Origin of the sequence: Frigoribacterium sp. MCBA15_019 (assembly GCF_001864945.1) — a bacterium.
In the GTDB taxonomy this organism is placed as follows: Bacteria; Actinomycetota; Actinomycetes; order Actinomycetales; family Microbacteriaceae; genus Frigoribacterium.
In genome coordinates, this window is the sequence record NZ_MJGS01000001.1 from 864,881 (window position 1) to 888,826 (window position 23,946).

Here is a 23,946-nt window from a genome sequence, read left to right on the forward strand (position 1 = left end):
CATGACCGACACCCGTCCCCCGCGCACCGAGGGGCCCCACGGCACCGCCGACGAGGGCCACGAGTCCGACACGACCATCGTCACGCGCGCCTACCGCGGGGGCGAGCTGATCGCCCACGACTTCCCGCTGCACGAGGTGAGCGACCACCTCGAGACCGACGGCTGCCACGTGTGGATCGATCTCACCGACCCGACCGCCGACGACCTCGCCGCGCTCGAGGACGAGCTCGGCCTGCACGAGCTCGCCGTCGAGGACGCCCTGCAGGACGGGCAGCGGCCCAAGATCGACCGCTACGACAACCATCTGTTCACGGCGCTCTACGACGTGCGCTTCGACCGTGCCAGCGGCGTGCTCGACACGAGCGAGGTGAAGGCGTTCATCACCGAGCGCGCCCTCGTGACGATCCACCATCCCGAGTTCGACGTCGCCCGACTGCAGGCGACCTTCGACCAGAACCGCGACCTGGCGTCGCACGGCGTCTCGTACTTCCTCTGGGGGCTGCTCGACTGCGTCGTGGACCGGCACTTCGACGCCACGGACGCGCTCGACGACGAGATCGAGGGCATCGCCGACGACCTCTTCGACCCGACGCCCCGCACCATCGACGTGCAGAAGCGCTCGTTCGCCCTGCGCAAGAGCCTCGTCCAGCTGCGGCGGGTGGCGTCGCCGATGCGCGAGGTGCTGAACACCCTGCTGCGCCGCGACCTGAAAGAGGTCGACGCCGACATGCAGCCGTACTTCCAGGACGTCTACGACCACGTCCTGCGCGTGGCCGAGCAGAACGACTCGCTGCGCGACCTCGTCTCGACCATCCTCGACACGAACCTCAACCTGCAGTCCAACCGCATGAACCTCATCATGAAGAAGGTGACGAGCTGGGCGGCCATCATCGCCGTCCCCACGGCGATCACGGGGTTCTACGGGCAGAACGTGCCGTACCCGGGGTTCCAGTCCCCCGGGGGCTTCGTCACGTCGTGCGTGCTGATCGTGGCGATCGGCGGCCTGCTCTGGTGGCAGTTCAAACGTCGCGACTGGCTGTAGTCCGCCGTTCCCGCACTGTTCACCGCGGGGTCGACGCCGCCCTGCCGCACCGGTCGTAGCCTGGCCACGTGATCACGGTCGGAATGAGCACGTCCTGCGTCTTCCCGCTGTCGACCGACGAGGCCTTCCGGCTCGCTCGGCTCACCGGCTTCGACGGGGTCGAGGTGATGGTGACGGGGGACCGGACGACCCGAAGCGCCGAACTCCTCCGCGCGACGACCGCGCGCTGGGGCCTGCCCGTGCTCTCGGTGCACGCCCCCGTGCTGCCCGTCGCCCATTTCGCCTTCGGCCGGGACCAGGTCGAGAAGCTCCGCCGGTCGGCCGAGCTGGCCCGCGAGCTGGGTGCCTCGACCGTCGTCGTGCACCCGCCGTTCGTCTGGCAGAGGTCGTTCGCGGCCCGCTTCGTCGACGTCGTCCGGGAGATCGCCGCGGAGACGGGCGTCACCCTGGCGGTCGAGAACATGTTCCCCCTCCGGTTCGGGCCGGTTGGGTTCGACGCCTACCGCCCCGGGCCCGACCCCGTGGCGACCGACGTCGACGCGGCCACCCTCGACTTCTCGCACGCCGCCGTCGCCGGTCGCGACGCCCTCGACCTCGCCCTGGCGCTCGGGCCCCGGTTGCGCCACGTCCACCTGACCGACGGCGTCGTCTCGTCCCGGCCGGGAGGGCTGCACGACCAGCACCTCGTGCCGGGCGACGGCACGCAGCCGGTCGCCGAGGTCCTGACCCATCTGGCCCGGTCGGGCTGGACCGGCGTCGCCGCCGCCGAGGTGCACACCGCCGGGGACGAGGAGGCGCGGCTCGGCCAGCTGAGGCGGACGCTCGCCTTCGCGCGTCGTCACCTCGCGACCGCCCCCGCGTCGGGCACCGTCGCCCGGCCCCCTCAGACGACCAGGACCGTCGCGACGACCGCGAGCGGCACGGCGACCGCCGCCACCCCGAGCCCGGCGAGCATGAACCGTCCCCACGCGACCTCGACGCCCATCGACGACAACCGGGAGTGCCAGAGCAGCGTCGCGAGCGAGGCCCAGGGCGTGACGAGGCAGCCGATGTTCACCCCGACGAGCACGGCGACGAGCCGCAACGGTGATCCGGCCACCGGTTCGAGGGCGAGGTAGGCCGGCAGGTTGTTCGCGACGTTCGCGGCGACGGCGCTGCCGCCCGCGAGCCGCAGCAGGTCGGGCAGCTGGTCACCCGTGCCCACCACGGCGCCGAGCAGGTCGGCGAGGCCGAGCGAGTGGGCGGCCTCGACGACGAGGAAGAGCCCGCCGGCGAAGAGCAGGGTGCCCCACGGCACCAGTCCGAGCCGCAGGACGCCCCGGCGCCGCACGGCCGTGGCCACGACGAGCACGAGCGCCGCGACGGCCGCGGGGATCCACACCTCGACGCCCGACACGAGGGCCGGCACGAGCAGTCCCGTCGCGACCGCGGCGACGCCGAAGAGCACGCGATCGGCCACGGGCTCGGACGACGGCGCCTCGAACCGGCCGACCAGCTGACGGCGGTAGCGCAGTCCGATCGCCACGACCGGGACGACGACGCCCACCACGGCGGCCGGCGCAACCAGGGCGGCGAACTGCACGGGAGCCGGCGACCCCAACTCGTGCAGGGCGAGCAGGTTGGTGAGGTTCGAGACGGGCAGCAGCATCGAGGCGCAGTTCGCGAGCCACACCGTGGTCAGGGCGAACGGCATCGGCGGCAGGCCCGCGTGTCGGGCCACGATCACGACCACCGGCGTGAGCAGCACGGCCGTCGTGTCGAGCGAGAGGAACACCGTGCACAGCACGGCGAGCGCCACGACCAGGAGCCACAACACGAGCACCCGTCCGCCGGCGAGGCGGGCCGAGGCGGACGCCAGCCAGGCGAAGAGCCCGGCCTCCGCCGCCAGCTCGGCGACGATCGTCAGGCCGACGACGAAGCCCAGCACGGGCGCGACCCGCTCGACGAGGGCGAGCAGTTCGTCACCGGTCAGGACTCCGGTGACCACGGCCACGAGGCCGAGCGCCACGAACACTCCTCCGAGCACGGCAGTGCGCACGGCATTCTCCTTCGACCGCGGGACGCACCGGCACGGGACGCCGGGCAGCTCAACCTACCCCCACCCGGACTCGCGCGACGTCACGCGGTACCGTGGTCGAAACGACCCCTGGGAGCCCCACCGTGCGCAAATTCCTCTTCAACGGCGCGATCATCAGCGCGATCTTCTCCGGCATCAGCCTCCTCAAGAGCCTGAGCGCCGGCCCGCGCGACTGGCGCCTCGCCCTCACGGCGATCAGCTGGGCCGCGTCCACCGCGATCGCCGTGGGCAACGTCATCGAGGCCGCGAACGACGACGACTGACGTCCGCCGAGACACCGAGGAGGCGCGTCCCGCTCTGGCGGGGCGCGCCTCCTCGTCCGTGCGGTCGCGTCAGCGACGCCCGCCGACGCCGGGCGTCGGCCCGGCCGGGTCACCGTCGGGACGGCCGACGGGCAGGCCCCCGGGTCGGCCCGCGACGTGCGGGTCGCGTTCCGCCTCCGCGCCGAGCGAGGCCTCGTAGTCGGCGATGTCGTGGATCGGGATGGCCGCCGTGAAGAGCGCGGTGCGCTCGGAGTCGGCGTTGTCGCCGCTGAACAGGCCCGAGGCGTCGGACGTCGAGCGGGGGGCCCGCCCGGTCGGCACCGGTTCGGCCTCGACCATCTGCACCCGGGTCCGCGGGATCGACTGCGGGCTCTTCGCGCGCAGCCAGGCGATGAGGTCCTCGCGGACGAGGCAGCGCAGGTCGAACAGGGTCGGGGCGTCCTTTGCCGTGACCAGGACGCGGACGCGCACGTAGCCGGCCTGGGCGTCGGTCACCTGCAGCACCTTGGTGCGCCCGTCCCAGAGGTCGGTGCCCGCGAGGATCACGTCGAGCTCCTTGCGCATGGCGCCCGGGTCGACGCGCCAGTCCAGGTCGAACTCGACCGCGCCGAGCAGCTCGCTGTTGCGCCGCGTCCAGTTCTCGAACGGCGTGGTCGTGAAGTAGGTCGACGGCAGCACGAGTCGACGGTCGTCCCAGATGTGCACGACCACGTACGAGAGCGTGATCTCTTCGATCAGGCCCCACTGCCCCTCGACCACGACGACGTCGTCGATGCGGATCGCGTCGCTGAAGGCCAGTTGGATGCCGGCGAAGACGTTGGCCAGCGTCGACTGCGCCGCGAGGCCGGCGACGACCGAGACCAGCCCCGCGCTGGCGAGGACGCTCGCGCCCACCGCCTCGACGCCCGGGAACCCGAGCAGCACGGTGCCCGCGGCGAGGATCACGATCAGGGCCACGGTCAGCCGTCGCAGGATGAGCACCTGCGTCCGGACACGACGGGCCACCCGGTTGTCGGGGGTGTCGACCCGGTAGCGCGACAGCCCGAGGTCCTCGAAGAAGATCGCGAGGGCGCCCACGAACCAGGCCACGACGACGATGATGGCGCACCGGAAGGACTGCGAGACCCAGCCCTCCCCCGGGTAGTCGGCGGGGAGCAGCGAGTCGAACGACGTGGTCAGGGCGATGACGAGCAGGACGACGAGCAGCGTCGCGCGGAACGGGCGGCGCATGCGCTTCACGAACGCCTGCGCCCACTCCTTGCGCTTCGCGACCACGCCGACGACCGCACCGACGACGGCCGAGACGACGAAGGTGAGGACGACGGCGGCGACGAGCGAGATGACGAGTTGTATCCAGGGCATCCCCCGAGCCTGACGCATGACGCACGGCTGCGTCCCGGCTCGACGCTGGGACGATGGAACGGTGAGACGATCCACAGCTTCCCGTCACGAGTCCGCCACGCCCTCGACGCCCCTGCGTCACCGCTCACGACGACGACGCGTGCTCAAGGGGGTGGCCCTCGGGTCGTTCGCCGTCGTGGTGCTCGCCGCCACGGGGTTCTTCGTGTGGGCCAAGACGCCGATGTCGGCGACGGCCGCCTCGCTCGCCTCGGTGTCCGACGACCAACGGGTCGAGGTGACGAGCAGGCCCGACACGGTCGTGATGCGACCGGCCGAGACGACCGCCACCGGCCAGGGTCTCGTCTTCGTCGCCGGTGCCCGGGTCGACCCGCAGGCCTACGAGCAGACCTTCGCGGGGCTCGTCGCCACGGGCGTCACCGTCGTCGTCGAACGACCCACTCTCGGGTTCGGCATCCTCGACCCCCGTCCGCTGTCGACCTTCACCGACCTCGCCCCCGAGGTCGACGAATGGGCCGTCGGCGGCCACTCGCTCGGCGGCGTGCGCGCCTGTCAGTACGCCGCCGACGACCGGACGGTGGACGCGCTGGTGCTCCTCGGCTCGTACTGCGCGACCACCGACCTCTCGGACGACGACGAGCTGGCGGTCCTCAGCCTCGGTGGTTCCGAGGACGGTCTGAGCACTCCGGCGAAGATCGCCAACTACCGCGACATGCTGCCGGACAGCGCCTCGGTGGTCGAGATCGACGGGTCGAACCACGCGCAGTTCGGCAGCTACGGCGAGCAGTCGGGCGACGGTTCGGCCACCATCTCGGACGAGGAGGCGCGCGACCGGATCACGCGCCAGCTCACGTCGTTCTTCGCCGGCGTCGGTGGCTAGGCTCCCGAGCGTTCGTCGGGCCTGACCGAGCGACCGCTCGAGGACGACCTGACGCGGCGGTGGATCAGATCGAGCGCTTGCGCTGCCGCAGGGCCTCGAGGGCCAGTCCCTCGGAGGGATACCGCCCGACGACCTCGCCCCAGCGGGGGTCGGCACCGCGCAGCGCGACGAACGTGCCCTGCTCGGCCCGGACGTGGCCGAGCACGCGGTCGGGGGTCGACACCTGGACGAGGTCGGACGAGACGGTGCGCGTGATGACGCGGGCCATTCTCCTCAGGACGTCGGTCGGTGCGGTGGTGCTCACGGGTGGTGCCTCTCGTGCTGCTGGTGCGGGCGGTGCGGGGGCGCCTCGGTGACGTCCGCCGACGACGCTACCCGCGCCTCCCGGGGTGTGACCTCGGGGTTGGCTGTGCGTCGGGTGTCGTCCGGCTGTGCTTTCACCCGGCTCCGCGTCACCCGGCCGGGCGCCCGGTACGACGTCGCCCCGGACGAGCGGGGCTCGGCCGGGGCGACGTCGTGCAGGGATCGGATCAGCTGGTGAGGCCGTCGACGTAGTCCTGGTTCTCGGAGATCCACTTCTCGACGACGGGGGCGTAGTCGTCGCCGTCGACCTCGTCACCGTTGAACATGGCGTTCTCGAGCGACGACAGGGTCTCGGTGTCCATGTCGAAGCCCTGCAGCCACTCGGTCAGCTGCGGGAAGTTCGCCGTGAAGCTCTTGCCACCGAAGGAGTGGATGCCCTCGGCATCGCCCAGGGTGCCCTCGGGGTCGGCGAGGTCCTTGATCGGGAAGGCGTCGTAGGCCCAGTGCGGGCTCCAGAGCGTGACCGCGATGTTCTCGCCCGCGTCGGTCGCGCTCTTCAACTCGGTGAGCATGGCGGCGGTCGACGAGGTCTGCAGCTGCATGTCGTCCAGGCCGTAGGTGGGGATCGTCTCGTCCTGGACCGCGGCGGTGAGACCGGCCCCCGGCTCGATGCCGACGATCTTGCCGCCGAACAGGTCGGCGTTGGCCGCCAGCTCGTCGAGGGAATCGATCGGGGCGTCCTCGTTCACGGCGACCGCGAGCTTGGCGCCGTCGTTCCAGGCGCCGAGGTCGGTCAGGTCGTCACCGTACTGCTCGATGTACGACGCGTGGGTCGTGGGCAGCCAGGTGTCGAGCACGACGTCGTAGTCGTCGGTGGTGAGGCCGCTGTAGACGGGAGCGACGTCGGCCGGCTTGAGGTTGACCGTGTAGCCCTTCTCCTCGAGGACGGTCTTCCACAGCCACGAGGCCGCGATGCCCTCGTCCCAGCCGTTGAACACGGCGAGGTCGACGACGGCCTGGTCGCCGTTGTCGAGCGTCTCGGCGTCGGCCGCCGAGCTGCTGCCGGGGGGCGAGCAGGCCGCGAGTCCGAGGACGGCGGTGGTGCCGAGGGCGATCGATGCGGCGATGGTGCGCTTCTTCATGTGGTCCTTTCGGGTGGTGCAGGAGGCGCGGGTCGGGTGGGCGGGTGCCGCTCCCGTCCCGCGGATGGTCGGGGTCTAGGCCGAGGCCGTCGCGGGTTCGCGTCGGTCGGCGGGGGGCAGGGGCTGCTCGGCCTCTGCACGGTCGGGCGCCGGGGTCGGCGGGACCGACCGGCGGTTCTGCGCCCGCGCCACCCGCCGGCCGCGACGGTCGGAGCCGAGCGCCGCGGTCATGCGGTCGAGCACGATCGCCAGGATGACGACCGAGATGCCGGCCTCGGCGCCCAACCCGACGTCGATGCGGTTGAGGCTCGCGACGATGTCGCCGCCCAACCCGCCTGCGCCGACCATGCCGGCGATGACGACCATCGACAGCGAGAGCATGATGACCTGGTTGACGCCGGCCATGATGCTGGGCTTCGCGAGCGGCAGCTGGATCTGTCGCAGGATGCGCCACGGCGACGAACCGAACGCCTGGCCGGCCTCGACCACCTCTTTGTCGACTCCGCGGATGCCGAGCTCGGTCAGGCGGACGCCGGGGGCCATGGCGAAGACGATGGTCGCGACGATGCCGGGCACGACGCCGACGCGGAACAGCAGCAGGGCCGGGATGAGGTAGACGAACGCGGGCGTCGTCTGCATGAAGTCGAGCACGGGCCGGATGATCTGCGACGCCACGGTCGACTTCGCGGCGAGCACGCCGAGCGGGATGCTCAGCGCGATCGCGAGCGTGCTGGCGACGAGCACGAGGGCGAGGCTCGCCATCGCGTTGTCCCACTGGTTGACCGTGCCGATGAACAGCAGGCCGACGGCCGTGCCGACCGAGAACTTCCAGCCCTTCGCGACGAAGGCGAGGGCGGCGATCACGAGGACGACCGCCCAGAACGGAGGCGTGCTCAGGAAGTACGCGACCCACTCGTAGAAGAACGTGAAGACCAGGCGGATGACGTCGAAGAAGCCGCCGAGGTTGGTGGTGATCCAGTCGACGACGCCCGAGACCCAGGAGCCGAAGGGGATGCGGAGGTACTCGTTCATCGGGTGGCTCCTTCGAGGGTGGCGTCGAGCTCGACGTCCGAGATGCGGGTGACGGGCTCGAGCACGGGGATGGGCGAGGTGGTCGTGTCGACGTTGCCGAGCGCGGCGAGCAGGGTCACGCGCGGGATGACGCCGAGCAGGCGGTCGGCGTCGTCGACGACGGCGATCGGCAGCGGGCTCTCGACGGCCAGCTCGAAGAGGTCGACGAGGGCCGCCTCGGGCCCGACCTTCGAGAACTCGGCGTTGACGATGGCCGCGAGGTCGGTGTCGTTCGCCTTGACCTGGCGCATGACGTGGCGGTCGCGCACCCAGCCGAGGAGCTTGCGGTCGCGGCCGGTGACGAACAGGGCGGCGGTCTGCAGGTCGCGCAGCGACCGCAGGGCGCCTCGGGGGCCGACCGTGAGCGGGACGACGGCCCGGGCGGGCTCCATGACGCTGGCCGCCGTGAGGACGCGCGCTCGGTCGACGTCCTGCACGAACTGGGCGACGTAGTCGTTGGCCGGGTCGGTGAGGATGTCCTCGGGCGTGCCGATCTGCACGATGCGGCCGTCGCGCATGACGGCGATGCGGTCCCCGAGGAACATCGCCTCGTTCAGGTCGTGGGTGATGAAGACGATCGTCTTGCCGAGCTTCGCCTGCAGTTCGACGAGCTGCTCCTGCATCTCGCGGCGGATCAGCGGATCGAGGGCCGAGAACGCCTCGTCCATCAGCAGGATGTCGGTCTCGGCGGCGAGGGCCCGCGCCAGGCCGACGCGCTGCTGCATGCCGCCCGAGAGCTGGCTCGGCAGTTTGTCCTCCCAGCCGGCGAGGCCGACGATCTCGGTGACCTCGCGGGCCTTGGCCAGACGGGCCGCCTTCGCGACCCCCTGCACCTCGAGGCCGTAGGCGACGTTGTCGATGACGGTGCGGTGCGGCAGCAGCGCGAAGTGCTGGAACACCATCGACACGTTCTGCCGACGCACCTCGCGGAGCCGCTTGGCCGGGACGTCCGAGATCGCGGACCCCGCGACCTCGACCGAGCCGGACGTGGGCTCGAGCAGGCCGTTCAGCATGCGGATGAGCGTCGACTTGCCCGAGCCGGACAGCCCCATCACGACGAAGATCTCGCCGGGCTGGACGTCGAACGAGGCGTCGATGACGGCGGCGGTGCCGAGGCCAGCGGCCTCGGTGCGTGAGGCGCCGGCCTCGAGTCGGGCGACGGCGTCCTTGGGTCGGCGGCCGAACACCTTGTACAGGTTCCGGGCACGCACGGCTGGCGTAGTGGTCACAGGTGTCTCCAGGCACGCCGAAGGGGCACCGGCCGCTCGGGCCGGCTCGCCGTCGGCGGCGATCGGGTCGGGCGGACGGGTCGACGACGCGTGCGGACCGTGTCGGCTCAAGCCCACCGTGATGTCACGGGGCGAACCTGACCTCCGCCGGGTCGGTCATGGGACCGGACCCTCGCGCCACCAGACCGTACGACGACCGGAACCCGAACTGGTCGGACCATCGGTCGGCGCGTCCTGATGATGACGGGCCCGGTCTCCCGGGCCTCCACGACCGTAGCCGACATCCGTCGTTCATCCGAATTGCGAACCCGCCCGGACGGGACCCCTGGTGTACCCCGTCCCGGCGTGTCGCCCATGCCTCCGGGCATGTCGATCGTCACCCATTCGTTATGCGGATGTGAATCGGCACCGCGCCTCCTGGGGGTTCGCCCGGCTCGCGGCGGTGATGCGGACGGAACCGATAAAGGCTACGGTCGAGCGATGACGAGTCCCACGAACGGGGGCGGCGACGCCTCCACCGAGACCCACCTCCCGCAAGACTTCTCGCACGAGCAAGAGGGCTTCCAGCACGGTCTGAAGCCCCGTCAGCTGCAGATGATCGCCATCGGCGGCGCGATCGGCACGGGGCTCTTCCTCGGTGCCGGCGGTCGGCTGGCGTCGGCCGGCCCGGCGCTCGCGATCGTGTTCGCGATCTGCGGCGTCTTCGCATTCTTCATCCTGCGTGCCCTCGGCGAGTTGGTGCTGCACCGCCCGTCGTCGGGCTCGTTCGTCTCGTACGCCCGCGAGTTCTTCGGCGAGAAGTTCGCCTACGCGGCCGGGTGGATGTACTTCTTGAACTGGGCGATGACGGCCATCGTCGACGTCACCGCGGTGGCTCTCTACCTGCACTACTGGTCGGCGTTCACGGCGGCACCCGACTGGCTGTTGGCCCTCGTCGCCCTCGCCGTGGTGCTCTCGGTCAACCTGTTGGCCGTGAAGGTCTTCGGCGAGATGGAGTTCTGGTTCGCCATCATCAAGGTCGCCGCTCTCGTGGTGTTCCTCGTGGTCGGCGTCGTGTGGCTCGCGGCGGCGTTCCCCGTCACGCACGACGGCGCAGCGGTCGACACCGGCTGGGGCCTGGTGGCGTCGTCGGGCATCTTGCCGAACGGCCTGCTGCCGGCCGTGATCGTGGTGCAGGGCGTCGTCTTCGCCTACGCGGCGATCGAGTTGGTGGGCACGGCGTCGGGTGAGACCCAGAACCCCGAGAAGGTCGTGCCGCGGGCGATCAACACGGTCATCATCCGCATCGCGGTGTTCTACGTCGGGTCGCTGGTGCTGCTGTCGCTGCTGCTGCCCTACACGGCGTACAAGGCGGGCGAGAGCCCGTTCGTCACGTTCTTCAGCAGCATCGGCAGCCCCGAGGTGGGCGACATCGCGGGGTCGATCATGAACTTCGTCGTCGTCACGGCGGCGCTGTCGAGCCTCAACGCCGGGCTCTACTCGACCGGTCGTGTGCTGCACTCGATGGGCATGAACGGGTCGGCCCCGAAGTTCACGACGAAGATGTCGAAGGGCGGGGTGCCGTTCGGCGGCATCTTGCTGACCGCGAGCATCACCCTGTTGGGCGTGGTGCTGAACGCGATCGTCGGGGCGAACACGGCGTTCGAGATCGTGCTGAACATCGCGTCGCTGGGCATCCTGACGGCGTGGGGCACGATCATCCTCTGCCAGATGCGGCTTCGTCAGTGGGCGAAGGAGGGCAAGGCGAAGGAGCCCTCGTTCAAGTTGCCGGGTGCGCCGGTGACGAGCTACCTGACGCTGGCGTTCCTGGCCGCGGTGGTCGTGCTGATGGCGATCGACTGGCCGATCGGGTCGTTCACGGTCATGTCGCTCGTCGTGATCATCCCCCTGCTGATGCTCGGTTGGCACCTGCAGCGCGACCGCATCCTGGCCGCCGCCCGCCTCCGCGAGGGCATGACGGGCCCGTATCCCGTGACCGGCCGCGACGCCGCCTCACAGATCCCCCGCGACGGCCAGTAGCCCCACCACCCCGGACGCAGGAGGCGCGGGCCACCTTTCGAGGTCGCCCGCGCCTCCCCCTTTCTCCCCCAGTGACGAGCGAAGCGACGTCACCCCCGCCCCCGCACCGGTGACGAGCGAAGCAACGTCACCCCCGTGTGCACCCGGTGACGAGCGAAGCGACGTCACCCCCGTGTGCACCCCGTGACGAGCGAAGCGACGTCACCCCCGTGAACCCGGTGACGAGCGAAGCGACGTCACCCCCCCGTGCAACGGCGACCTGGCGGGCCCGGCTCGCTCCCCGTGCGAGGTGGGCCGCGGTCCGCGGAGCGGACCAGACCCACACGAAGAAAGAATCCCCCGGTTCTGCGAAGCAGAACACGGGGGACCCAATTCTTTCGTGCACCCCCTCGGACTTGAACCGAGAACCCACTGATTAAGAGTCAGTTGCTCTGCCAATTGAGCTAGAGGTGCGTGCTGCGATCTCTCGCAACGACGGTCAACACTAGCATGAGTTCTGACCCCTTCAGAACCACCGGCGCCGTCGTGGCGCCCGCAGATCGGAGCACCATGTCCACGAAGCTCGAGAAGGGCGCTGCCGCGCCGACGTTCACCCTCGACGACGAGAACGGTTCGCCCGTCTCGCTCGCCGACTACTCGGGGCAGAAGGTCATCGTGTACTTCTACCCGGCGGCGTCGACGCCGGGCTGCACGACGGAGGCGTGTGACTTCCGCGACAACATCAACTCGTTGAAGTCGTCGGGTTACCAGGTGCTGGGTGTCTCGAAGGACGAGCCCTCCGCCCTGCAGAAGTTCAAGGAGGAGCAGGGGCTGAACTTCCCGCTGCTGAGCGACCCCGAGTTGACGGTGCACCAGGCGTACGGCGCCTACGGCGAGAAGAACAACTACGGGCGCATCGTGACGGGCACGATCCGGTCGACGTTCGTCGTCGACGAGCAGGGCGCGCTCGAGCTGCCGCTGTACAACGTCAAGGCGACGGGGCACGTGGCGTCGCTCCGCAAGAAGCTCGGCCTCGACTGACTCCGGTCGTCGACGCGAGCGCAGGAGGCGCGGTGCCGGTCCTCGGGACCGGCACCGCGCCTCCTGCGTTCGAGGGTCGTCAGTAGACGTGCGGCTCTTGGTCGCGGGCCGACGTGGCGGCGACGACGGACGGCACGAGCAGCAGGACGACGACGGCGACGGCGGGTACGAGGAGCGCGAGGCCGATGGTCGGGTTCGCGAAGACCCCCTGCAGGCTGCCGATGCCGACCGCGAACTGCAGCACCTGCCAGACGATCGCCGCGCCACGGATCCAGGCACGACCACGCAGCGCCCCGACGACGATGGACCCGAGCCAGGCTGTCGCCAGCAGGGTCAGCACGAAGATCGCGACGGCCGAGGGATACGAGTCGGGGCGGGCCACGAGCAGCTCGACGAGCAGGAACACCGCCGTCGCGGCGACGAGCAGGAACTCCGCCGAGAGCAGGACGATCACGACCCAGAGCAGGGCAGGTCGACGGGTCTCGGCAGACCGACCGGTCTCGTCTCGGGGGCCGTCAGGGCCTGCTGTGGTCACGTGTGAGCCTCCGAAAAATCCTTGATTTGGCCGTACCAGTATGCGACCATATTCGAGGTCGAAGTGACGCGTACATTGCGGTGCGCGCCTCCCGCATTCTTCTCTTTCCCCATCCCGAACCAGGCGCTTCTTCGTGCCTGGTTCTGCACTTTTAAGGAGTACCCATCGATGGATTGGCGCGACAAAGCCGCTTGCCTGCAGGCTGACCCGGAGCTCTTCTTCCCCGTCGGAAACACGGGTCCCGCCGTCGACCAGATCGACAAGGCCAAGGCCGTGTGCGGGCGCTGCACCGTCACCGAGACCTGCCTGCAGTACGCGCTCGAGACATCGCAGGACTCCGGCGTCTGGGGCGGTCTGAGCGAGGACGAGCGTCGTGCGCTGAAGCGTCGCGCCGCCCGCGCCCGCCGCGCCAGCTGACCCCTCGTCGACCGCCCTCGGCGATCGACGTCCGGCCCTCGCGGCCGATGACGAAGCCCGGCACCTGATCACAGGTGCCGGGCTTCGTCGCGTCCGGGGCCGCGCGCGGGCTCAGGGCTGGGTGAGCCAGCGGAACGGGATCTCGATGGTGACCTCGGTGCCGTTGCCGACGAGGGTGTGCCAGTCGATGGTGCCGCCGAGCTCACCCTGGATCAGCGTGCGGACGATCTGGGTGCCGAGCCCCGAGCCGACCTTCCCCTCGGGCAGCCCGACGCCGTTGTCGCGCACCTTGACCGTGAGCTCTTCGGCCCGGCGGTCGGCGACGATCTCGACCTCGCCGTCACGGCCGTCGAGACCGTGCTCGACGGCGTTCGTCACGAGTTCGGTCAGCGCGAGGGCCAGGGGTGTCGCGTATTCGCTCGGCAGGGCGCCGAAGCTTCCCGTCATGGTGGGGCGGACCGTCGTGTTGTGGCTCGACGCCACCTCGGCGATGAGCATGAGCACCCGGTCGAAGACGGTGTCGAAGTCGACGTTCTGACTGAGCCCCTCGGACAGGGTGTCGTGCACGACCGCGATCGACTGCACGCGGCGCATGGCCTGGGTCAGCGCCTCGCGGGCGACGTCGGTGCGGGTGCGTCGCGCCTGGATGCGCAGCAGCGAGGCGACCGTCTGCAGGTTGTTCTTGACCCGGTGGTGGATCTCGCGGATCGTGGCGTCCTTGGTGATCAGCTCGCGCTCCTGGTGACGCAGCTCGGTGACGTCACGGCAGAGCACGATCGCCCCGACGCGCTCACCGCGATCACGCAGCGGGATCGCCCGCAACGACACCGTGACCCCCCGCGCCTCGATGTCGGTGCGCCAGGGCGCCCGACCCGTGACGACCAGCGGCAGGGACTCGTCGATCACGAGCTTGCCCGCGAGCAACCCGGTGGTGACCTCGGCCAGCGACTCGCCCTCGAGCTCGCCGGCGAACCCCATGCGGTTGAAGGCCGACAGGCCGTTGGGGCTCGCGAAGGTCACCATGCCGTCGACGTCGAGGCGGAGCAGCCCGTCGGAGGCGCGGGGTGCGCCTCGTCGCGGACCCGTCGGAGCCCCGAGGTCGGGGAAGTCTCCGGCGGCGATCATGGCGAAGAGGTCGTTGGAGCACTGGTTGAAGGTCAGCTCTTGGCGGCTCGGGGTGCGGGCCTCGCTGAGGTTCGTGTGCCGCGTGATGATCGCGATCGGTGCGTCGGTGACGTCGGGGCGGCTGGCCCCGAGGCGACGGAGCACGGGCACGGCCCGGACGCGCGTCGGCGTCTCTTCGTACCAGTCGGGTGCGGCCGAGTCGACGATGCGGGTCGTCGTGAACGCCTGCTCGATCTGCCCGCGCCACTCGGGGCGCACCTCTTGTCCGACGAAGTCTCGGTAGAACAGCGTGGCCGAGCTCGAGGGCCGCGCGTGGGCGACGGCGACGAAGCTGCCGGCCTGCGTGGGCACCCAGAGGACGATGTCGGCGAACGCGAGGTCGGCGAGCAGCTGCCAGTCCCCCACCAGCAGGTGCAGCCACTCGACGTCCACCTCGCTCGAGAGGCCCTGGGCGAGAACGAGATCACTGAGCGTCGACACCCGCTCAGTCTAGGTCGACGACCCGTCCGGAGACGTCGGTCGCCTCCGAGCAGGACCGCGCGCTCGCGAATTTTCCACAGACCGTCGAGTCGGTCTGGTTAAGCCATTCCACATGTCATATCTTCTAGTCATGCCCGGACGCACGTGAACAGGAAGACTGCCCATGCCCTCGAACACCCACGCCCTCGCCCTCGCCGAACCCCTCGGACCCTCGGCACCAGCTCGGCCGCACCTGAGACCCGTCCCGCCCCTCGGCGACCCGGGCCCGGCCGTGCCGGCCGCCCCGGCGACGGCCCCCACACCCGACGGTCGCCCGTCGGGCGCCAGGCCCCACGTCCGCCCCGTCCCACCGGTCGGCGCCCCGTCCGAGTCGCCCTTTCCGGACGATCCCGACCTGCTCGTCGAGAACCTGGTGCGCTGCGTCGTCGAGATCCTGGCCGGGGCACGCGAGCTCGACCAGGTCTCGCGGTGGGTCACCGAAGACGTCTACCGCACCCTGCACAAGCGCGTCGTCCTGGCGGCCCGGGCCCGGTCGGCCCACGGCACCCGTACGCAGCGTCCGGTGTTCACGATCGGCAGCATCCGGTCTAGCTCGCCCGCCGACGGGGTGATCGAATCGGTCGTCGTCCTGCACGGGCGCGGTCGCAGTCGCGCGGTCGCCGTCCGACTCGAGACCTACGACAGCCGGTGGCGAGCGGCCGCCGTACACGTGCTCTGACGGTCGACCGAGACGCCCACGACGGACGACGCGCCCCCGAGCCAGGCTCGGGGGCGCGTCGTCTGTCGATCGAACGAGGCGATCAGCGGGTCTTCTTGCCGGACGCCCGACGCTCGGCCCGGTTGACCGGAGCCTCGCCGCCACCGGTCTTCTGACCGAAGGCGCCGACCTTGCCGTCGTCCGCCTGGCGGGCCGACGGGCCACCGGCCGCCCGTGCCGCGGCGATCTCGGGCGACTCGGAGCGCTCGGCCTCGTCCTGCGCCTTCTGTGCCTTGGCGGTCGCACCCTTCTCGAGCTGACCGCGCTGGTTGCGCACCTCGACCTCGCCGTCGATGTTGGGCGCCGAATAGGCCAGCTGCGCCTGCGGCTGCTTCTCGGCCTCGAGGCCCTTGGCCGCGATGACCGGCGCCTCGGCGGCACCGACCTGGCCCTGGACCTCGACCTCGAGGTTGAAGAGGAAGCCGACGGTCTCTTCGCGGATCTGCCCCATCATGCTCTGGAACAACGCGTACCCCTCACGCTGGTACTCGACGAGCGGATCGCGCTGGGCCATGGCCCGGAGACCGATGCCGTCCTTCAGGTAGTCCATCTCGTAGAGGTGGTCGCGCCACCGACGGTCGATCACCGACAGGACGACCCGACGCTCGAGCTCGCGCATGGCGGGCTCGCCGAGGGTCTCGGTGCGCGCCTCGTAGGCGACCTTGGCGTCGGACAAGATCTCTTGCCCGAGGAACGCCCGGGTCGCCTTGCCCTTCGAGCCGGCCTCGGTGATGACCTCGTCGATGGTGATCGAGATCGGGTACAAGGTGCCGAGTTCGGTCCAGAGGGCGTCGAGGTCCCAGTCGTCGGGGCTGCCGTCACCCGTGTGCTGGTCGATGACCTCGTTGACGACGTCCTCGAGGAACTTCTGGCTGCGGTCCTTGAGGTCGTCGCCCTCGAGGATGTGACGGCGGTCACCGTAGATGGCCTCGCGCTGACGGTTGAGGACGTCGTCGTACTTGAGGACGTTCTTGCGGATCTCGGCGTTGCGCGACTCGACCTGCGACTGCGCGGAACGGATGGCCCGACCGACGATCTTGTTCTCGATCGCGAGGTCGTCCGGCACGTTGCCGCGACCCATGAGCGACTCGGCGGCGCCCGAGTTGAACAGGCGCATCAGGTCGTCGGTCAACGACAGGTAGAAACGGCTCTCACCGGGGTCGCCCTGACGACCCGAGCGACCGCGCAGCTGGTTGTCGATGCGGCGGGACTCGTGACGCTCGGTGCCGAGGACGTACAGCCCGCCCGCCTCGATCACCTTCTCGGCCTCTTCTTGCACGGCGGCCTTCTGGGCGGCGAAGACGTCGTCCCACGCGGCCTCGTACTCGTCGGGGGTGTCCACCGGGCTGAGCCCCTTGGCGTTCATCTCGGCGACGGCGAGGAACTCGGCGTTGCCGCCGAGCATGATGTCGGTCCCGCGACCGGCCATGTTGGTGGCGACGGTCACGGCGCCGGCCCGGCCGGCCTGGGCCACGATGGCAGCCTCTCGGGCGTGGTTCTTGGCGTTCAGTACCTCGTGCTTGACGCCCTTCTTGGCGAGCAGGCGGGAGAGGTACTCGCTCTTCTCGACGCTGGTCGTGCCGACCAGAACGGGCTGGCCCTTCTCGTGCCGCTCGACGATGTCTTCCACGACCTGGTCGAACTTGCTCGTCTCGTTCTTGTAGACGAGGTCGGTCTGGTCGATGCGCTGCATCGGCCGGTTGGTCGGGATGGGCACGACGCCGAGCTTGTAGGTGCTCATGAACTCGGCGGCCTCGGTCTCGGCCGTACCGGTCATGCCGGAGAGCTTCTTGTAGAGGCGGAAGTAGTTCTGCAGCGTGACCGTCGCGAGGGTCTGGTTCTCGGCCTTGACCGACACGCCCTCTTTCGCCTCGATGGCCTGGTGGATGCCCTCGTTGTACCGGCGCCCGCTGAGGATTCGACCGGTGTGCTCGTCGACGATCAGCACCTCGCCGTTGATGACGACGTAGTCCTTATCGCGCTTGAACAACGCGTCGGCCTTGATCGCGTTGTTGAGGAACGAGATGAGCGGGGTGTTCGCCGACTCGTAGAGGTTGTCGATGCCGAGGTAGTCCTCGACTTTCTCGATGCCGGGCTCGAGGACACCCACGGTGCGCTTCTTCTCGTCGACCTCGTAGTCGGTGCCCGCGACGAGTCGCCGGGCGATGGTGGCGAACTCGGTGAACCATCGGTTGGCCTCGCCCGACGACGGGCCCGAGATGATGAGCGGCGTCCGGGCCTCGTCGATGAGGATCGAGTCGACCTCGTCGACGATCGCGAAGAAGTGGCCCCGCTGCACCATGTCCTGCGCCTGCCAGGCCATGTTGTCGCGGAGGTAGTCGAAGCCGAACTCGTTGTTGGTGCCGTAGGTGATGTCGGCGGCGTACATCTCGCGACGCTCGGCCGGGGTCTGGCCGGAGAGGATGCAGCCGGTCGTCATGCCGAGCGCCCGGAACACGCGCCCCATCAGCTCGGACTGATAGCTCGCGAGGAAGTCGTTGACCGTGATGACGTGCACGCCGCGCGAGGCGATGGCGTTCAGGTACGCCGCCGTGGTGGCGACGAGGGTCTTGCCCTCACCGGTCTTCATCTCGGCGATGTTGCCGAGGTGCAACGCCGCGCCGCCCATGAGCTGCACGTCGAAGTGGCGCAGCCCCAAGGTGCGCTTCGACGCCTCGCGGACGGCGGCGAAGGCCTCGGGCAGCAGGTCGTCGAGCGATTCACCCGACGCGTAGCGCTCGCGCAGCTCGACGGTCTCGTTGCGCAGCTCGTCGTCGGTGAGGGTCGTGAAGTCGTCCTCGAGCTCGTTGACCGCCTTGGCGTAGGCCTTCAGCTTGCGCAGCGTGCGGCCCTCGCCGACGCGGAGGACCTTCTCGAGGACGTTGGCCACTGGTGTGCTCCCATGTGTTCGGTCGAACCCGCGGAACGCTCCGCGGTCTCGCTGAGGTGATCCGCATCGGAGCACCGAGGTGTCGACGGTCCGTCCTGGACCGGCCCACGATCTTAGCAAGCGTAGTGGCCGACCCCCTGGGAGGCGGCAGGGACGTGCCCGCGCCTCCCGGGGTGTCGGCCACCCGGCGGGATCAGGAGGTCAGCTCACCAGGCCCGCCCGCAGCGCCGTGGCGGTCTCTTGCAGGTCGGGCGAGTCCTGGTCGAGGCCGATCACGCCGTAGTCCCAGCCCTTGCGCCGGTAGACGACGCTCGGACGCTCGGTCTCGGCGTCGATGAAGAGGTAGAAGTCGTGACCGACGAGCTCCATGTAGTAGAGCGCGTCGTCGACGGACATGGGCGTCGACGCGAAGACCTTCTCGCGGATGACCACGGGGCAGTAGTCCTCTTCGACCTCGTCGGCGGGGGCCTCGTCGCCCACCACCGTCACGGCGCCGGTACGGACCTGGTCGAGCGTCTCGGCCGCGGCGGGCGTGACGCCGACACCGCTGAAGTCGGCCGTGGCCGCCTCGCGCAGCGACGTCGGTCGGTGTTGCCCGCGATGGATCTTCTGCCGGTCCTTCGCCCGGCGCACCCGCTCGAGGAGGCGACCGATCGCGAGATCGAACGCCGCGTACTTGTCGGCGGCCGTGGACTCGGCCCGCACGAGGGGGCCGGGGCCGATCAGGGTGATCTCGACCCGGTCGTCGCCCGCCTGCCCGCCGGACTTCTCGTGGTGCCGCGACACCTTGACCTCGAGGGCCAGGGCCTTCGTGGCCAGCGCGGCGACCTTGTCTGCCTTCTCGGTGGCGTACTCGCGGAAACGATCGGTGATGCCGACGTTTCGACCCGTGACGGAAATTTCCATGACGACCTCCTGTGGCTATCGACGTGCCGCCTGTCAGCCAGGCGAATGTCCTTTCACGCCTTTCGCCCCACCGTAGCGACCCGGACACCCCCGTGTCACGCACCGTTCACCGTTCGCTCAGGGGCGGCCGGCACCCGACCGCAACGGGGTGGCGGCGAGACAGGCCGCACCGACCACGACCGCTCCCCGGGCGGTCAGCGCACGCCGCGCCTCCTGCAGGGTGCCGCCGGTCGTCACGACGTCGTCGACCAAAACGATCCGCGACCCCCGGAGGTCACGGGTGGCGCGCAGGCTGCCCTCGCGTCCCCGCAGGCGCTGCTGCCGGTCGCGGCCCTTCTGGCCGGTACCGGCCCGCGCCGTCGGCACGAGCACGCGCGTGCCGACCACGAGACCGAGCCGGCGCAGCACCACGTCGACCGGGTCGTAGCCCCGCCGACGCCGCCCCCGTCGCGACGACGGCACCGGGACGACGAGCAGCGACCGATCGCCCGTGCCCCCGTCCACGGCGGACGCCCCCTCGTGCGACCCGTGACGGGCGCAGGACTCGAGGGCGGCGGCGAGGGCCGGGGCCAGCACCTCGGCCAGGCGCACCCGGCCGCCGTTCTTGAAGGCGAGCACGACACCCCGCGCCTCGAATGCGTAGACGAGTCCGGCGAAGACCGGGAGCCCGTCGGGCAGGTCGACCCGGACGACCTCAGGGACGAGCCGACGCCGGCAGTCGTCGCACAGGCCGACGTCGGGCCCGTGGCATCCCGCGCACGAGACGGGTGACACGACGGACAGCGCCTCGCGGACGGCCCTCGCGAGCACGTCCCGTCCGAGGACGACCGAACGGGGACGAGAGGGCCGGGACATCCCGACAGCGTGGACTGCCCCGGACACGCGCGCCGCGCCTCCGTCGTCCGAGGGGGACGGTCGGGCCACCTTCCGCCCTGGGGAGGAGGCGACCCCGGGGCGTCAACGCTGGGTCGCCACCAGATCCGCCGTCAACCCCGTGGCCTGCCAACTGCTGCCCCGGGGTTCGAGCACGTCGCCGTCGGCACCCAACAGCAGCAGGCGGTCGAAGCCGTTGCCGCCGACGATCGCGACCGCCTCGCCCGACGGACGGCCGGCGCTCGACGAGTCCCCGCCGACCTCGGACATCGTCACCCGCGACGACTCGCCCACGGAGGTCAGGACGGCGACGGTCAGTTGATCGGCCCAGGTCGCGTCGACGGGTGCACCGTCCGGAGCCGACAGCTCGAGGGGCTGACCCAGCCGGAGGGGGACCCCGTCGGCGTCCCGCACGACGGCGGCCACGAGGAGGCGCGACTCGCCTTGGTCGTCGAGCAACAGCAACGCGCGGGTGCCGTCGCGCGAGATGCGGAACGTCGTGACGCTCGGACCCGCCGGCAGCGACGTCGCCACCGTGTGGGGCGTGCCGTCGAGCGCGTACGCCGTGAGGCTCGACGGGTCGTCGGCGACGACCGACCAGACGAAGCCCGCATCGTCGAGCGACGGGGCGACGAGTCCGGTCCGGGCGTCGACCAGGCGGGCTCCGCCCGAGGCCGTGACGGCGTACGTGCCCGACGAGGTGCCGACGGCGGCACTCGTCTGGTCTGCCGACAACTCGACCGACCGGGGCCGGAGGGTCTCGACAGCGTCCGAGAGCCCCGGGAGCTGGCTCGTCGCGCTCGTGGTGGCGAAACCGAGCACGCCGTCGGTCAGCACGAGGGGCCGGGCGTCGACCGCGGGGTCACGCACGGGCGCGGGCTGCTGCATGGCCGGCACGGACAGAGGGGCACCTTCGACGCTGAGCTCGACGGCGGTCACGGTCGCGAGGGTCGAGAAGCTCGCCAGCAGCTGTGCCTGCATCCGGGCCCGGGCGTCGGGCGTCGCCTCGAGGGCGTCGGCGGTGAGGTCGACGCGGGCCGTCCCGTCGTCCACGGTGATGGCCGTCAGCGACAGCTGGGTCCCCTCGGGGAAGGCCGAGACGACGGCGCCCTGCAGCCAGTCCGACGGCCCGTCGAGCAGCGCCGTCGCGAGGCGCGTGCTCGTCGACGACCGCGCGAGGAACCAGCGTTCGTCCGGCACGAGATAGGTGAACGTGGGGTCGTAGAAGTACGCGGCGTGCGACCGGAAGACCGAGTCGAAGGTGGCCGGCGAGAGGATGATGCCGTCGGGGGCGTCGCTGATGCGCCACTCGCCGCCCTCACGGACGAACGAGAACGCCAGGGACGTCGTCGTGGACGACGTGGCCGGGGTGTAGTGCCCCGCCGAGTCGACCGTCGCCGAGCCCACGAAGGCGTAGTCGAGCGTCGACCCGCCGACCCTCGAGGTCGAGCCGACCCCGGGGCGGATGGTGACGCTGGCCCGTGGCTCCCACTCGTCGGCGAAGCCGGCACTGAGGAACTGACGCGCCACCCCGTAGTTGTCCTGGGACCCGGTGCCCGCCGAGAGGAAGTCCCGCAGCAGCCTTTCTTGCGAGCTGCCGGCGACCGGACCGTTGGGCCGGAACACGAAGTCGCTCACCACGTCGTCGCTCACGGTGTCGCCCCGCTGCACCTGACCGCCGTCGGGGATGCCCACGCACCCGGTCAGGGCGATCGCGGCGACCACGAGGGTCGCCAGGACCGCCGTGCGACGGCCCCACGGGCGGTTCCGTCGCCGTTCAGTCATCGTCGGTCCCTCTCTCCGACGACGGGGTCCACGGGGTCGACGCGCCCGGCGCCTCGACGGCCGGGACCGAACCCGACCACGGTTCGCCGGTCACCGGGACGGTCGTCTCGCCCCGACGGTCCGGCGGCACGACCGGCAGGGGCGATCCCTCGATGCGACCGCCGGCCACCCGGGGCAGCGTGACGACGAACCGGCTGCCCGAGCCCGGCTCGGACCAGACCTCGAGTCGACCGCCGTGCAGGGCCGCGTCCTCGAGGCTGATCGCCAGGCCCAGCCCGGTGCCCCCGATGGTGCGTTTGCGGGAGGGGTCGGCCCGCCAGAACCGGTCGAACACCCGCGCGGCGTCGGCAGGACTCATGCCCACGCCGTTGTCGCGCACGGCCACCGCGACGGCCGTCGCGTCACTGTCGACCTCGACCTCGATCGGCCGCCCCTCGCCGTGCTCGATGGCGTTGCCCAGCAGGTTGCGAAGGATGCGGCGCAGCCGTCGCGGGTCGATCTCGGCCTCGAAGTACCCGCCCCGGGCGACGACCGACACGACGCTGCCGGATTCGGCGGCCAGGGGACCGAACTCGTCCACGCCGTCCTCGACGAGACGCACGACCGTGACGGGCTCGGTCTCGAGCTCGACGGCACCCGCGTCGAACCGCGAGATCTCGAGCAGGTCGGCGAGCAACAACTCGAACCGGTCGACCTGGGTGTGCAGCAGCTCGGCCGTCCGGGCGGCCGAGGGCGTGAACGACGTGCGCTGGTCGTAGAGCACGTCACCGGCCAGCCGGATCGTGGTCAGCGGCGTGCGCAGCTCGTGCGAGACGTCGCTCACGAAGCGTTGTTGGACGCGCGAGAGCTCGGCCAGTTGCGAGATCTGGCGCTGCATGGCGTCGGCCATCCCGTTGAACGAGCGCCCGAGCGTGGCGACGACGTCCTGCCCCTTCTCGGGGATGCGCTCTTCGAGGTGGCCGGCCGCGATCTTCTGGCTGGTCTCGGCCGCCGTACGGATGGGCCCCACGACCAGACGGACGACGAGGTAGGTGATCGCGCCGATCAAGAGCACGAGCGCGAGCGAGCCGATGCCGAGCGTCCGCTGCATCAGGTCGAGCGTCGCCTGCGCGTCGCTGAGGTCGTAGACGAGGTAGAGCTCGTACTGGCCCGCGGTGGGCACCTGCAGGGTCGAACCGACCGCGATGCCGGGCGAGCCGCCGCCCAGCGACGTCGGGGGCAGCGACACCGACTGCATCGAGAGGCGTCCGTCGTCCGCGGCCACCGCCTCGCGGAGGGCCGGCGAGATCACGGAGTCCGGGAAGTCGGGGCTGGCGATGTTCTGGATGGTCTGCGGACTGTTCTGCCCCGGCGTCCGGAGGATCGCGATGCTCGTCCCGCCCGGGCTCGAGGTCGACCCCAGGATGGCGGTCTGCGCCTCGTTCTGCAGCGCGTCGAGCTCGACCTGGTTGGCGTCCTCGGTGGCGGTGGCCGAGTCGAAGATGTTCTGTGCCAGCAGCGTCGCCCGCACGCTCTCGGCCTCGACCTGCTCACGGCGTTGGTCGTAGAGGCTCGTGCCGATGGTGACCGAGATGAGCGTGCCGATCACGGTCACGGCGACGGTCGACAGCACCACCGTGAGCGCGACGGTGCGGAACGACAGCGACGATCGCCAGAAACCGACCACCCGGGTGGGCCACATGCGCCACGCCGGTGCCCGCCACGACCACGGACCGCCCGAACGGACGGGCCCGCCCTGGTCGGGCCCCGCGACCGTCGACACGAGCGCCACCC

General features: G+C 70.6%; 20 protein-coding genes, 1 tRNA gene and 1 pseudogene. 8 read left to right on the plus strand and 14 right to left on the minus strand.

The genetic code is table 11. The features are described 5' to 3' along the window. The first annotated feature begins 1 nt into the window (after position 1). Positions 2-1,042: a magnesium transporter CorA family protein gene (locus tag BIV04_RS04085; protein ID WP_083396160.1), complete on the plus strand. Its 1,041-nt coding sequence runs from the start codon at positions 2-4 to the stop codon at positions 1,040-1,042. An 83-nt stretch (positions 1,043-1,125) separates the two neighbouring features. Next, positions 1,126-1,854 (plus strand): annotated as a pseudogene (locus tag BIV04_RS16380) (sugar phosphate isomerase/epimerase family protein); the annotation flags it as partial. Positions 1,855-1,925: 71 nt separating this feature from the next. Here the strand turns inward: BIV04_RS16380 and BIV04_RS04090 are convergent. Further along, entirely contained in the window at positions 1,926-3,080 is a 1,155-nt protein-coding gene (locus BIV04_RS04090) for an SLC13 family permease (RefSeq protein WP_071254287.1), read from the minus strand. A 122-nt stretch (positions 3,081-3,202) separates the two neighbouring features. Here BIV04_RS04090 and BIV04_RS04095 point away from each other — a divergent pair, with 122 nt between their 5' ends. Next, complete coding sequence (locus tag BIV04_RS04095; RefSeq protein ID WP_055971764.1) at positions 3,203-3,382, plus strand: hypothetical protein; 180 nt, start codon at positions 3,203-3,205, stop codon at positions 3,380-3,382. A 69-nt stretch (positions 3,383-3,451) separates the two neighbouring features. On the opposite strand, the gene BIV04_RS04100 is transcribed toward BIV04_RS04095, so the two are convergent. Continuing rightward, positions 3,452-4,744 carry a mechanosensitive ion channel family protein gene (locus BIV04_RS04100; RefSeq protein ID WP_083396161.1) on the minus strand — a complete coding sequence of 431 codons (1,293 nt, stop codon included), beginning with the start codon at positions 4,742-4,744 and terminating at the stop codon, positions 3,452-3,454. 61 nt (positions 4,745-4,805) lie between these two features. On the opposite strand from BIV04_RS04100, the gene BIV04_RS04105 reads away from it, so the two are divergent. Next, positions 4,806-5,621, plus strand: a complete 816-nt coding sequence (locus tag BIV04_RS04105; protein WP_255364134.1) for an alpha/beta hydrolase — start codon at positions 4,806-4,808, stop codon at positions 5,619-5,621. A 64-nt stretch (positions 5,622-5,685) separates the two neighbouring features. On the opposite strand, the gene BIV04_RS04110 is transcribed toward BIV04_RS04105, so the two are convergent. The 4 genes from BIV04_RS04110 to BIV04_RS04125 all read right to left on the minus strand — a co-directional run bounded on the left by BIV04_RS04110 (position 5,686) and on the right by BIV04_RS04125 (position 9,366). Then, a complete protein-coding gene (locus BIV04_RS04110; protein WP_143048533.1) occupies positions 5,686-5,925 on the minus strand; it encodes a hypothetical protein in 240 nt (79 codons plus the stop codon). Between the two features lie 226 nt (positions 5,926-6,151). Then, on the minus strand, positions 6,152-7,066 hold the full coding sequence (locus BIV04_RS04115) for a glycine betaine ABC transporter substrate-binding protein (RefSeq protein WP_071254289.1): 915 nt from the start codon (positions 7,064-7,066) through the stop codon (positions 6,152-6,154). A gap of 75 nt (positions 7,067-7,141) precedes the next feature. Next, the gene (locus tag BIV04_RS04120; protein ID WP_071254291.1) at positions 7,142-8,098 is read right to left on the minus strand and encodes a proline/glycine betaine ABC transporter permease; all 957 of its coding nucleotides are present in this window, start codon (positions 8,096-8,098) and stop codon (positions 7,142-7,144) included. Then, positions 8,095-9,366, minus strand: a complete 1,272-nt coding sequence (locus BIV04_RS04125; protein WP_218141813.1) for a glycine betaine/L-proline ABC transporter ATP-binding protein — start codon at positions 9,364-9,366, stop codon at positions 8,095-8,097. Before BIV04_RS04125 ends, BIV04_RS04120 begins: the two co-directional genes overlap by 4 nt. A 480-nt stretch (positions 9,367-9,846) precedes the next feature. On the opposite strand from BIV04_RS04125, the gene BIV04_RS04130 reads away from it, so the two are divergent. Continuing rightward, positions 9,847-11,385 carry an amino acid permease gene (locus tag BIV04_RS04130; RefSeq protein WP_071254299.1) on the plus strand — a complete coding sequence of 513 codons (1,539 nt, stop codon included), beginning with the start codon at positions 9,847-9,849 and terminating at the stop codon, positions 11,383-11,385. 380 nt (positions 11,386-11,765) lie between these two features. On the opposite strand, the gene BIV04_RS04135 is transcribed toward BIV04_RS04130, so the two are convergent. Next, positions 11,766-11,838 (minus strand) — tRNA-Lys (locus tag BIV04_RS04135). Between the two features lie 96 nt (positions 11,839-11,934). Here BIV04_RS04135 and bcp point away from each other — a divergent pair. Next, positions 11,935-12,405: a thioredoxin-dependent thiol peroxidase gene (bcp, locus tag BIV04_RS04140; protein ID WP_071254301.1), complete on the plus strand. Its 471-nt coding sequence runs from the start codon at positions 11,935-11,937 to the stop codon at positions 12,403-12,405. A gap of 79 nt (positions 12,406-12,484) precedes the next feature. Here bcp and BIV04_RS04145 read toward each other — a convergent pair whose 3' ends face one another. Beyond that, the gene (locus BIV04_RS04145; RefSeq protein WP_071254302.1) at positions 12,485-12,940 is read right to left on the minus strand and encodes a hypothetical protein; all 456 of its coding nucleotides are present in this window, start codon (positions 12,938-12,940) and stop codon (positions 12,485-12,487) included. Between the two features lie 168 nt (positions 12,941-13,108). On the opposite strand from BIV04_RS04145, the gene BIV04_RS04150 reads away from it, so the two are divergent. Continuing rightward, a complete protein-coding gene (locus BIV04_RS04150; RefSeq protein ID WP_043594001.1) occupies positions 13,109-13,357 on the plus strand; it encodes a WhiB family transcriptional regulator in 249 nt (82 codons plus the stop codon). A 111-nt stretch (positions 13,358-13,468) separates the two neighbouring features. Here BIV04_RS04150 and BIV04_RS04155 read toward each other — a convergent pair whose 3' ends face one another. Then, a complete protein-coding gene (locus BIV04_RS04155; protein ID WP_055971745.1) occupies positions 13,469-14,962 on the minus strand; it encodes a sensor histidine kinase in 1,494 nt (497 codons plus the stop codon). A 163-nt stretch (positions 14,963-15,125) separates the two neighbouring features. Here BIV04_RS04155 and BIV04_RS17390 point away from each other — a divergent pair, with 163 nt between their 5' ends. Beyond that, on the plus strand, positions 15,126-15,680 hold the full coding sequence (locus BIV04_RS17390; protein ID WP_255364135.1) for an Rv3235 family protein: 555 nt from the start codon (positions 15,126-15,128) through the stop codon (positions 15,678-15,680). A gap of 82 nt (positions 15,681-15,762) precedes the next feature. Here the strand turns inward: BIV04_RS17390 and secA are convergent, their stop codons facing one another. The 5 genes from secA to mtrB form a co-directional block, all read right to left on the minus strand. Continuing rightward, the gene (gene secA, locus BIV04_RS04165) at positions 15,763-18,609 is read right to left on the minus strand and encodes a preprotein translocase subunit SecA (protein WP_071254304.1); all 2,847 of its coding nucleotides are present in this window, start codon (positions 18,607-18,609) and stop codon (positions 15,763-15,765) included. 201 nt (positions 18,610-18,810) lie between these two features. Continuing rightward, a complete protein-coding gene (hpf, locus tag BIV04_RS04170; RefSeq protein ID WP_055971739.1) occupies positions 18,811-19,515 on the minus strand; it encodes a ribosome hibernation-promoting factor, HPF/YfiA family in 705 nt (234 codons plus the stop codon). A gap of 117 nt (positions 19,516-19,632) precedes the next feature. Further along, a complete protein-coding gene (locus BIV04_RS04175; RefSeq protein ID WP_071254308.1) occupies positions 19,633-20,370 on the minus strand; it encodes a ComF family protein in 738 nt (245 codons plus the stop codon). A 102-nt stretch (positions 20,371-20,472) separates the two neighbouring features. Beyond that, entirely contained in the window at positions 20,473-22,173 is a 1,701-nt protein-coding gene (locus BIV04_RS04180; RefSeq protein WP_071254312.1) for an LpqB family beta-propeller domain-containing protein, read from the minus strand. Beyond that, positions 22,166-23,944 (minus strand): MtrAB system histidine kinase MtrB, encoded by a 1,779-nt coding sequence (gene mtrB, locus BIV04_RS04185; RefSeq protein ID WP_071254317.1) that lies wholly within the window; start codon positions 23,942-23,944, stop codon positions 22,166-22,168. The genes BIV04_RS04180 and mtrB overlap by 8 nt, the downstream gene beginning before the upstream one ends. Between the last annotated feature and the right edge of the window lie 2 nt (positions 23,945-23,946).